Below are 10,781 nucleotides of genomic sequence, written 5' to 3'. Positions count from 1 at the left end.
AGGAAAAAGCAGACGTTTAACTCTCGTCTGCTTTTTTTTAATTAAAACAACCTGATGAACCCGAGAACATGACAGAAACCGTGAAAATCTTTGATCAAAAATTTAAACCAGAAGATCTTTTTAGCCTTCTTTACGAATTAGAACTCTTACCATTGATGATCAAAAAATATATTCAAAAAGAATCTTGCTCCCATATTAAACCCTCCGAAGAAGAACAAGTACTGTTCCAAACATCATTCCTCCAGAGGGAAAAGATCTCAAACCAACAACAATTAGAAATCTGGCTAAGTGCAAATAGCATGAGCGAGCCACAACTAAGTAAACAAATGTATCATGCTCTGCAATTAAAAAAATCCAAAGAAGAAAAGTTTGGAAATCAAGCAGGAACAACTTTTCTTGAAAATAAGGATGATCTTGATCAGGCTATGTATTCGATGATTCGTAGTAGTGAACGTGCCAAAGCCTATGAACTATACTTAAGAATCAATGAAGAGGAAGACACATTTGCTGATTTAGCATCTGATTATTCTGAAGGTGTTGAGAAACAGCTTAATGGATTAATCGGCCCAATAGAGCTAGGCAGACTAAATCCAGAAATCGCAGAACGATTACGAATAAGTAAAAAAGGGCAACTTTGGGAGCCGTTCGAAGAGCAAGGTTGGTGGGTTATTCTGCGCCTTGAGAGATTATTGCCAGCCAAGCTTGATGAAGCAATGGAAGAGAGAATTATTAATGACTTATACAACAGCTGGATACAAAAAGAAGTCAAAAAAGAGTTAGTTCTGGTATTAGAAAACAATTCTCACTTAAAGGAACTATATACGCCAAAATCTCCTCAAGCAGAACTATCAGAAACAGAAACAAATAGAAACTCAACCATAAAAAGAGTATGGGATAGATTTTCAAGATCCAAAAATAATAATATTTAGAATTAACCTGAATGAATGTACTCGAAACTGTCTACCAATTCAGTGATGTCGTAGCTGAAGAGATATATGAAGTGTCAGAGGAAATTGACCTCGCGATGGGAGAATATATTATCAATTTTGATTCCCAGTTGACTCATGTATACATACTAATAACTGGTCGGTTAAGACAACTAGTTCAACATCCTAATGATCAGAATAAAGTATTAACTTTAGCAATATATGAATCATCATTCGTAGCTGGATGGGCATCGCATCAAGCTAATCTGTCACTTGAAACAATATCAGCGGCCGAAGATTCAAAGCTCCTGAAACTTAGCCATCAATCATGGGATAAGATAACGAAAAAGCATCCAGAAATTGGTTTATTATTTAATCAAAGAGTGACACCAGCAGATTTATGGCCGCTAATTATTAGACAACAAGGACTTTGTTTGCCAGGCAGTACAAAAGAATTAAAAAAATGGATCAACAATCTATGTCAAGAGTCCAATGTATATTGGATTTTTCCAGGAACACCAAAAAGCTTTGAACTCTCCTCTAACAAATATTGGATTGTTGCTGAAAATGGTGAACTAGAATATGGCACACTTATGACACAAATTGAGCTTAGCGATATACAAGCAAAAATCTCCAAACCATTAAGGTTAATCTCTTTTCCAGAAAGTTCATTGGCTGGAACCTCCTCATTCAGACCAAAAATCACAAAAGAATCTAATATACCAGAGAGTGTAGACAGCTCAAGTATTCTTGAATCAGACCAAGACTCTCCACCTAATGATAATCTTCCGAAAGAAACTCAATATCGCTTCTTTGAATCTGTTCCTGGCTATATCCCAGAAGCAATATCATGCTTTAGAACAGTTGGAGATCAACTAAAGCTTCCTATAAAAGTTGATATACTAAAACGCATATTCGAAGAACAGTCAAGTAAAACAGAGGGAAAAGTATCACTACAGTTATGTGCAGCAATTTCTGAATCATTGGGGTTAAAAACTCAATTACTCAATCTTCCCGTTAATTTAATTGGTAGACTTAAAACACCCTCATTAGTACATTTAAGAGATGACGAACTTTGTGTAGCATTGGCCAGCAAAACTGGTAAGTTACTGCTTGCTAGGCCGAAATTTGGAATTGAATCACTCACCATAGAAGATCTCACACCATTATCTGATGAGGCTAGCTGCCTACCAGTTTTGATTCTTCAGAAAACTGATAGAACGCCTCAGAAGAAATTTGATTTCAAGTGGTTCCTACCATTAATTAAAAAAAATAAGAGACCATTATTGGAAGTTTTAATTGCTTCATTCTTTGTGCAGATTTTTCAACTCATGAATCCTCTTATTGTTCAACAAATTGTTGACAAGGTTATTGGGCAGAATGGAATGAGTACTTTGCCAGTCTTAGCAGTATTACTATTTTCTTTCTCCTTATTTGAGAATGTTCTTACGGCTGTTAGAACTAATCTATTTATCGATACTACTAACAGAATTGATATTTCACTGGGAGAACAAGTCATAGATCATTTACTTAGGCTGCCTCTAACATATTTTGATAAGCGTCCAGTAGGGGAGCTGTCCTCAAGGCTAGGGGAGTTAGAGCAGATTAGATCTTTTCTTACCGGTACGGCTTTAACAGTAATTATGGATGCAGTATTTTCTGTTGTATATATTATAATAATGCTTGTTTATAGTTGGGTGCTTACGATAGTAGCTCTTTTGGTTGCTCCTATTCTCGCTCTGTTAACATTTTCACTATCACCTGTTATTCGGAGCCAACTACGATCAAAGGCGAATTTAAATGCAAATACGCAGAATCATTTGATAGAAATATTGACTGGTATTCAGACTGTCAAGGCACAAAACTTTGAGTTAAAAGCAAGATGGAAATGGAAAGAAAGATATAGTGATTACGTTGCTGAAGGATTCAGGAACGCAGTGACATCTACAACAGCCAACGGTCTTACGCAATTTTTTAATCAAATATCATCTCTGAGTGTTCTTTGTGTCGGTGCATATTTAGTCTTAAAGGGTGAATTAACTTTGGGTCAGCTCATTGCATTTAGAATAATAGCAGGATATGTTACAACTCCACTGCTTAGACTTTCAGGTTTATATCAAAGCTTTCAACAGACTTCGATTTCTCTTGAGAGACTTGCTGATATTATAGACACTCCTCAAGAGTCAACAGAAACTGATCAAAAAAACATTCCATTGGCTGAGATTCAAGGAAATATAACTTATGAAGAGCTATCGTTTAGATTTGGGAAACAAGGTCCACTTCAACTCACTCAGGTTGACCTTGATATTTCAGCTGGCGAGTTTGCCGCTATTGTAGGTCAATCCGGTTCAGGAAAATCTACTCTTACGAAGTTATTAACTCGGTTATATGAACCAAATGCAGGGAGGATTTTAGTTGACTCAATGGATATTGCTAAAGTTGAGCTTTATTCATTACGATCTCAGATCGGCATAGTGCCTCAAGACTCGTTACTTTTTGAAGGTTCTGTACAAGACAATATTTCACTTTCCAACCCAGAAGCAACAAGTGATGAAGTCATTGCTGCGGCCAAAGTTGCATGTGCACACGAATTCATCATGTCTCTCCCAAGTGGTTATGCATCATCAGTTGGAGAAAGAGGTGGTGCATTAAGTGGTGGCCAACGTCAAAGAATAGCAATTGCTAGAACTGTTCTGCAAAATCCAAGGCTCCTAATTATGGATGAAGCAACATCTGCTCTTGATTATCAAACTGAGCGACTTGTCTCCTTGAATCTGATGGAATATTTTCGTGGGAAAACAGTACTTTTCATTACTCATCGTTTAAACTCGATTGTGCATGCTGATAAAATTGTCATGATGCATCAAGGTCAAGTTGACGAAGTAGGGACACATGAAGAGCTCCTAGAGCTTAAAGGTCGATACTTTGCCCTATTTAATCAACAAGGCAACACTTAAATTACTTATATTATATGCATTATCTGTCAACTATTACCCACATTGAGCTTTATTTATGAATAATGCCGATCAAAAAACAATACGAGTAGAAAGAGCGGAGACAGTTAAAGGAAAGACTTTGAATAACCATTTAAATACCCAATTCAAAGAATATTCTAAGTCTATAAGATTATGGATAATTCATTCGGTAGTCCCACAAATTCATAAAACAAGTGAGCGAGTTGTTGAAAAGATAACATATGAAGAAGGAAGTACAGAATGGGCTGCTTTGAATTCCAGTAACCGCTGGAATAGATATATTATATGGACCTTAGTAAGTGTTGCCGGTTTCGGAATTACTTGGGCTATGTTTGCCCGTGTAGATGAAACTGTTACTGCCAATGGTAAGTTAGAGCCTTTAGGTACTACGATTGACGTTAAAGCACCGATGGGAGGTGTTATTAAAAATATTCTCGTAAAAGAAGGTGAACTAGTTCAAGAAGGGCAAATATTACTCGAATTAGATACAACTGCTGCAAAAGCACGGCTAGAAGCTCTTGTTGAAGTGAGAAAACGCACACTAGTTGATTTACTATTAAGCAAAAGTCAACTCGGTGTAGATATTGACAATACCAACCTTAGCAAGAATCAAAAACTTAAGCTTTCTGCACTTAAAGATGAGTTTAACAGTAGAATTAGCGCATCAATCAATTCTGTACAACAGGCTGAGGCACAATTAAAATCTGTCACAAAGCAACTGGAGGCAAAACAAAAAGCACTTGTAATACGAGAAGGAATTCTTTCTGATATTACACCTCTTGCACAAGCAGGTGCTATGGCTAGATCCCAATATCTTAAAGAGCTTCAAGAAGTTGAGTTAATTCGTGGAGAGGTTCAAAGCCTTATTGCCAATATCGAACGAGGGAAAGCAGGAGTTGAAGAAGCTCGTAACAAACTAGATAATACTAAATCTCTTAGTCTTATTGACTTTTCAACAAAAGTAGAAGAAACAGAGAAGCAAGTTGCCCAGCTTACGAATCAAATAAGTGAAACAAAGCTCACACTGACGTATCAGGCTTTAAAGGCTCCAAAAGAAGGAATCGTCTTTGATCTACAAGCAAGTACTCCAGGATATGTTGTAAACAATGAGCGTCCTATCTTAAAAATTGTTCCAACCGATAATCTGGTTGCCAGAGTCTTTATTCCAAATAAGGATATTGGATTCTTAAAAATAAAGCAGAAGGTAAAGGTTAGAGTAGATGCATTTCCTTATAATGAATTTGGCGAGTTAGATGGAGAAATTAAGTCGATTGGTTCAGACGTCTTAGAACCGGATCAGCAATTTAATTTCTATCGTTTTCCTATTACTGTTAATTTATTGTCCAAAAGCCTTACCTATAAAGGAACAAGTCTTCCTTTAGTGTCTGGAATGTCCGTCAATGCAAATATAATCTTGCGCCAGAGGCCTGTTATTGCAATCTTTACACAAAGAATATTGCCCTTCTGGGACAACCTAGAAAAGCTTTAAGGTCAAAACCATAAAGCAGCTTTTATCATGCAAAAGTTGTTCGCAATTGTCAAGTTACTTATCAATACGGCAGAGATTATATTGGCAAAATTTTGTAATGCAGAGAATCACTTTCATGATCCATTTATTTGCAAGGTGAGATTAAATTTTGTAATGCAGACTCCACATCTGTTTCACGCATCAGGGCTTCTCCCACCAAAACAGCCTGTGCTCCAGCGGCTTGAACACGATCGAGATCAGCGCGATGGAACAGTCCCGATTCGCTCACCAAAAGAATCTGCTGCTCCGCCAATGGCTCAGCGAACTGGGCCGTGAGCGTTTCGGTTGTTGCTAAATCCGTTTCAAAGCTGGTGAGATCCCGATTGTTGATGCCGATCAATGGGAATCCACCGAGGGCCAACACCCGCTGCAACTCTTCAGCGTCATGCACCTCCACCAACACCGTGAGACTTAGGGCTGCAGCCACCTTGGAGAAATAGGCCAGATCTTGATCGGTGAGGATCGCCGCAATCAGTAAAGCGGCATCGGCTCCAGCCGCCCGCGCCTGATACAGCTGATAAGGGCTAAGGATGAAGTCCTTACAAAGCAGTGGAAGATCCACGGCTTCGCGCACCTCAATCAACACATTGAAACCACCCTGAAAAAAGGCTTTATCGGTGAGCACCGAAAGACAGCTCGCCCCACCTGACGCGTAAGCCTTCGCAATCGTGACTGGATCAAAATCCTCTCGAATGACTCCTTTGCTGGGACTCGCTTTTTTCACCTCAGCAATCACAGCAGGGCTCACCGCTGCAGTGCTTAACGCGGCCAGAAAATCACGGGCTGGAGGCAAGTCGGCCACCTTGCGGCGCAACTGCTCCAAGGGCATGCGCTCACGGGCAACAGCGATCTCGCGATCTTTCTCCCAAACAATTTTTTCAAGAATGTTGCGAGGTTCGCCGTCCTGATCAGGAACGGCATACTCCAAATGCGCAACTTGCACCTTGGGATTGGGCGGACGACGACGGATCTCCATGACTCAGCCCCCCACCGCTGAAGCCGCCTGCTTATAGGCCACTTCCACCACTTCACTGAGCGTTGGATGCGTGTGCACCTCATTGGCGAGTTGGGTCACGCTTTGACGACGAGACACCGCATTCGCAATCTCCTGGATCAGATCAGCGGCATGCAAACCGAAGATGTGGGCCCCAAGGACCTCCCCACTGGTTTTGTTGAACAACAACTTCATCACGCCATCACTTTCCAATTCAGCAAGCGCTTTGGAATTGGCTTTGAAATAGCTGCGTACGGTACCCAGCTCAAAACCTTCCTCTCCTGCGAGCTCCTTGGCATCGGCTTCCGATAAGCCCACAGAGCTGATCTCTGGATGCGTAAAGGTGGCAGCAGGAATGCTGCGGTAATCAATTTGGCGCGGATGACCAAGGATGTTGTCGACAGCGACTGAACCCTGTGCCGCGGCCGTATGAGCAAGCATCAACTTGCCGGTGACATCACCAACAGCCCAGAGATTGGGCTGAGGAACACCATTCACCAAGACGCGCATGTTGTCGTCCACCGGAATAAAGCCGCGATTGGTCTCCACTCCCACAGACTCAAGATTGAGATGCTTGCTGCTGGGCACACGGCCGGTTGCCACAAGCACCGCATCCACTTCCAAGGTCTCAACTGGCTCTCTGGTCTTCATATCAACCAGCTCAATTTGCACCGGTGATCCGGGTTGAATCGATTTGGCCAACACTCCAGAGCGCGCATCAATATCACGGCCATCGATCAATTTGCGCGCTGCCAGCTTGGCGATATCGGGATCAAAGGTGGGCATCACCCGATCCAAGGCCTCAATCATCGTGACTTCACAGCCCAAAGCCGTATAGACATCCGCAAATTCCAGGCCGATATAACCGCTGCCGATAATGGCAATCCAACGCGGCAGCCATTCCAAATTAACCGCCTCATCACTGGTGAACACACTGCGCCCATCGGTTTCGATGCCCGGGGGAACAAAGGGATCAGAGCCCGTGGCCAAGATCACATCCCGTGCGGTTAAGACCCGGTCCACTCCGCTGAGCTCACGCACCCCAACGCGTTGAGGCCCCTCAAGCCGACCTTGACCACGAAGGATGGTGACCCCTGCCCGCTCCAAGGTTTTGGTGAGATTGGCCCGAATCGTGGCCACCAGTTGATTGGCGTGATCAGCAATCTTCTTGCGCTCAAAACGCACTGGGGCCGCATGAATTCCAAACCCCGCGAGATGCTCTGCATCAGCCAGCTCGCGCACGCGGCCACTGGCAGCCAATAAGGCTTTGGAGGGGACACAGCCACGATTAACGCAGGTGCCTCCCATGTCGCGGGATTCAAGGACGGCCACCTTGAGGCCATGATCGGCTGCATGTTTGGCTGCATCAAAGCCGCCATATCCGGCGCCAATGACAATCACATCGAAGTCGAAACTGGCGTCGCTCACCCGATCTTCTGCGTTGAAGACGTCATTCTCGCCCGTCGCCTCTCCAAAAGCAGAGGGACCGCAGCAGCAGCCACATTCAGAGATTCCACAGCAGAGCTATGCGGAAGGGTCACACCATGGGAGCAGCAGGCCTGCAACAACGGGTCTAGACCGGCTCCTTCATTCCCAAGCAGGAGCACCGTGGGCAGGGTCCAGTCCAGCTCCCAGTAGGGCTGAATGCTCAAATCTGCCGCTGCATCTGGCACCAACGTGGCCACAATTTGAAGCCCAGCCTCGCGGGCTTGCCTGAGTCGTTCTGCGAGTTGAACAACCCCTTCCGCTGGATCAGGACCAAAGCGCTCGACCGGCAGGTTCAAGATCGCTCCAGCCGACGATCGCACCACCTTTGGCGCCAACGGATCAGCACCGGATGCGCACCAAACCTGCTGAATGTCAGCGGCCCGAGCGGTGCGAAGCAAGGTACCAAGGTTGCCTGGATCCTGAATGCGATCCAGCGCCAGAACAAAGTCGGGAGCCGGAACCGCTGTAGGCAAGCAAGACAACGGCAGCAAGCAGGCAACACCATCGGGCTGAACCGTTGTTAATCCGGCTTGCAACGCTTCAGCACTCATCCTCTGCACACGCACGGAGCCAGGCAATGAGCGAATCAAGCCAGCATGCGCCTGCAACCAAGCAGGAGTTGCAACAACATCAAAGGCAACTGATTCTTGCCAAACACGGTGCTGGAGTTCTTGAAGTTGATGTGTTCCTTCCAGAAGAACAACACCATGCTCGTCTCGGCCTGCACGGGATGACAACGAACGCAGTCGTCGCACAAGAGGATTACGACGACTGGTGATCAGCTCGTCTGACTGATCTGCCAACGACACCGAATCAAAAGCTCGTGTGCTTACGCACCTTCATGCCGTCGTGAAGCTTGAGATCCTGACCTTCGAGATCAATGCCTTGAACTGCAGCGATTTCACCTTTGATGCCTTCAGCCGCCAAGTTCTCAATCAACTTTTTAATCACTTGATCTTCCACCGTGGATTGATCAATTGAATCCGGTGTCAAAAATTCGAGAAACTTGCCAACTTTGGAAGCCACTACCTCCGATGAGTTGGAGATCTTGAGCACAATCATGAAGGAGTTGGGAGTCCTGACCCAGTCACGTTAATGCGGTTAGGGAGACTTGAACTCCCACGTCCGAAGACACATGTACCTGAAACATGCGCGTCTACCAATTCCGCCACAACCGCTGGCGTCACAAACGTGACCTGATGACCATACGACATCAGCTTTGGAGTGTCAGACACGATCTGAACCCAACAGAACCAGTTTGAGCGCCGGCCGTCTAGACGGTCTCATCCTTGATGGTCAATATGGTCCTGAATTAAGTAACCACGGGCATGACGGTAGCGGCTCTTGCGTCTCAAGACATTCTCAAGCCGCACCTCGAGATTGATGGTGGAGAGAAGTTGAGCGGAGAGCTCCGCGTGAGTGGCGCGAAAAATTCAGCGCTCGTGCTGATGACGGCCTCCCTTCTGACCGAAGACCCTCTCACCCTCCGCAACGTCCCCCCCCTCACGGATATTGGCGGGATGACAGAAATCCTGTCTTCCTTGGGCGTCAAGGTTCAACGCAGCGGCGAGGTGGTGCGCCTCCATGCCGATCAGATGACAGGAGCAGAGCCTCCATACGAATTAGTGAATGGCCTGCGCGCCAGCTTTTTTGCGATTGGCCCGCTCCTCGCCCGTATGGGCCACGCACGGGTGCCCCTCCCCGGTGGATGCCGCATTGGTGCGCGTCCGGTGGTGGAACACATCCGTGGATTGAAGGCGCTCGGAGCTGTTGTGAATGTGGAGCACGGCATCATTGCCGCTTCGATCCCAGGCAGGGAGCAACGTCTCAAAGGTGCAGAGATCGTTCTGGATTGCCCCAGTGTGGGCGCCACAGAAACCATCTTGATGGCAGCAGCCTTGGCGCGAGGCACCAGCGTGATTTCAAATGCAGCCCAGGAGCCAGAGGTTCAGGATCTCGCCAACTTGTTGATTGCCATGGGCGCAAACATCAGCGGTGCTGGCGGACCCACCATCACCGTGGAAGGTGTGGACCAACTCAAGGGTTGCGATTACATGGTGATTCCCGACCGCATTGAGGCCGGCACCTTCCTCCTTGCTGCTGCCATCACCCGCTCAAAGCTAAGAGTGGCTCCCGTGATCCCTGAACATCTCAGTGCCGTTCTGCAGAAACTGCGCGACTGCGGCTGCAAACTTGATATCGATCAAGAAGGGATCACGATCACTCCCGGCGAGATCCGGGGCATCGACATCACCACCCAACCATTCCCTGGTTTTCCTACCGATCTGCAAGCACCGTTCATGGCCTTACTGGCTACGGCACAAGGAACGAGTGTGATTACGGAGAAGATCTACGAAAACCGGATGCAGCATGTCGCAGAGCTGCAGCGCATGGGAGCCTCCATCAGGGTTCAAAGCAACACTGCTGTTGTGGAAGGCGTATCCGCACTCAGCGGGGCTCCAGTCAATGGAACCGATCTCAGAGCCTCAGCCGCCATGGTGTTGGCAGCACTGGTGGCAACAGGGAAATCACAAGTGAGCGGCCTCGACCACCTCGACCGTGGCTACGCCGATATCGAAGCGAAGCTTGGCCGTGTTGGAGCCAAATTGATCAGGCGCACACCCTGAGAGAGTCTCAGACTCGAAACGTGTAGGGTGATTAGAGAGCCCTCAATCCATTGATGGGCCTTGAGCGTCTAGAGACGTGAATGAGCAGGTGTGGCGGAATTGGTAGACGCACCGCACTCAAAATGCGGCGGGGAAACCCTTGTCGGTTCAAGTCCGACCACCTGTATGACCGAATCGGGATGATCCCACCCATTGAATGGGCAAATCAATGGGCTGTTTTTTGATGCGTGACCCACTCCATTC

At 46.0% G+C, this 10,781-nt stretch carries 8 protein-coding genes and 2 tRNA genes; 5 read left to right on the top strand and 5 right to left on the bottom strand.

Features of this window, described 5'->3' with window-relative positions; all coding sequences use genetic code 11:
* The first annotated feature begins 68 nt into the window (after positions 1-68).
* Genes SynMVIR181_RS03690 through SynMVIR181_RS03680 form a run of 3 tightly spaced genes read left to right on the top strand, consistent with a single transcriptional unit; the run spans position 69 to position 5,390 of the window.
* A complete protein-coding gene (locus tag SynMVIR181_RS03690) occupies positions 69-929 on the top strand; it encodes a peptidylprolyl isomerase (protein ID WP_186590023.1) in 861 nt (286 codons plus the stop codon).
* Between the two features lie 11 nt (positions 930-940).
* Positions 941-3,883 carry a peptidase domain-containing ABC transporter gene (locus SynMVIR181_RS03685; RefSeq protein WP_186590022.1) on the top strand — a complete coding sequence of 981 codons (2,943 nt, stop codon included), beginning with the start codon at positions 941-943 and terminating at the stop codon, positions 3,881-3,883.
* A gap of 55 nt (positions 3,884-3,938) precedes the next feature.
* Entirely contained in the window at positions 3,939-5,390 is a 1,452-nt protein-coding gene (locus tag SynMVIR181_RS03680) for an HlyD family type I secretion periplasmic adaptor subunit (protein ID WP_186590021.1), read from the top strand.
* A gap of 124 nt (positions 5,391-5,514) precedes the next feature.
* On the opposite strand, the gene trpC is transcribed toward SynMVIR181_RS03680, so the two are convergent.
* The 5 genes from trpC to SynMVIR181_RS03655 all read right to left on the bottom strand — a co-directional run bounded on the left by trpC (position 5,515) and on the right by SynMVIR181_RS03655 (position 9,089).
* Positions 5,515-6,405 carry an indole-3-glycerol phosphate synthase TrpC gene (trpC, locus tag SynMVIR181_RS03675; protein WP_186590020.1) on the bottom strand — a complete coding sequence of 297 codons (891 nt, stop codon included), beginning with the start codon at positions 6,403-6,405 and terminating at the stop codon, positions 5,515-5,517.
* Between the two features lie 3 nt (positions 6,406-6,408).
* The gene (gene lpdA / locus SynMVIR181_RS03670) at positions 6,409-7,851 is read right to left on the bottom strand and encodes a dihydrolipoyl dehydrogenase (protein ID WP_186590019.1); all 1,443 of its coding nucleotides are present in this window, start codon (positions 7,849-7,851) and stop codon (positions 6,409-6,411) included.
* On the bottom strand, positions 7,848-8,720 hold the full coding sequence (locus SynMVIR181_RS03665) for an RNA methyltransferase (protein WP_186590018.1): 873 nt from the start codon (positions 8,718-8,720) through the stop codon (positions 7,848-7,850). Before SynMVIR181_RS03665 ends, lpdA begins: the two co-directional genes overlap by 4 nt.
* Positions 8,721-8,724: 4 nt before the next feature.
* Positions 8,725-8,973 carry a hypothetical protein gene (locus tag SynMVIR181_RS03660; RefSeq protein WP_186590017.1) on the bottom strand — a complete coding sequence of 83 codons (249 nt, stop codon included), beginning with the start codon at positions 8,971-8,973 and terminating at the stop codon, positions 8,725-8,727.
* A 34-nt stretch (positions 8,974-9,007) separates the two neighbouring features.
* Positions 9,008-9,089 (bottom strand) — tRNA-Leu (locus tag SynMVIR181_RS03655).
* A gap of 150 nt (positions 9,090-9,239) precedes the next feature.
* Here SynMVIR181_RS03655 and murA point away from each other — a divergent pair.
* Positions 9,240-10,538, top strand: coding sequence for a UDP-N-acetylglucosamine 1-carboxyvinyltransferase (murA, locus tag SynMVIR181_RS03650; RefSeq protein WP_186590016.1), 1,299 nt, complete (start codon positions 9,240-9,242; stop codon positions 10,536-10,538).
* A gap of 84 nt (positions 10,539-10,622) precedes the next feature.
* Positions 10,623-10,704, top strand: a tRNA-Leu gene (locus SynMVIR181_RS03645).
* The last annotated feature ends 77 nt before the right edge of the window (positions 10,705-10,781 follow it).

Origin of the sequence: Synechococcus sp. MVIR-18-1, from assembly GCF_014279835.1 — a bacterium.
In the GTDB taxonomy this organism is placed as follows: domain Bacteria; phylum Cyanobacteriota; class Cyanobacteriia; order PCC-6307; family Cyanobiaceae; genus Synechococcus_C.
This window is presented reverse-complemented; position numbering and strand designations above follow the sequence as displayed.

Bases quoted from the DNA above. Each gene is read 5' to 3' on its own strand.
- SynMVIR181_RS03690 (WP_186590023.1), top strand. From the start codon at position 69: ATGACAGAAACCGTGAAAATCTTTGATCAAAAATTTAAACCAGAAGAT.
- SynMVIR181_RS03685 (WP_186590022.1), top strand. From the start codon at position 941: ATGAATGTACTCGAAACTGTCTACCAATTCAGTGATGTCGTAGCTGAA.
- SynMVIR181_RS03680 (WP_186590021.1), top strand. From the start codon at position 3,939: ATGAATAATGCCGATCAAAAAACAATACGAGTAGAAAGAGCGGAGACA.
- trpC (WP_186590020.1), bottom strand. From the start codon at position 6,405: ATGGAGATCCGTCGTCGTCCGCCCAATCCCAAGGTGCAAGTTGCGCAT.
- SynMVIR181_RS03660 (WP_186590017.1), bottom strand. From the start codon at position 8,973: ATGATTGTGCTCAAGATCTCCAACTCATCGGAGGTAGTGGCTTCCAAA.
- murA (WP_186590016.1), top strand. From the start codon at position 9,240: ATGACGGTAGCGGCTCTTGCGTCTCAAGACATTCTCAAGCCGCACCTC.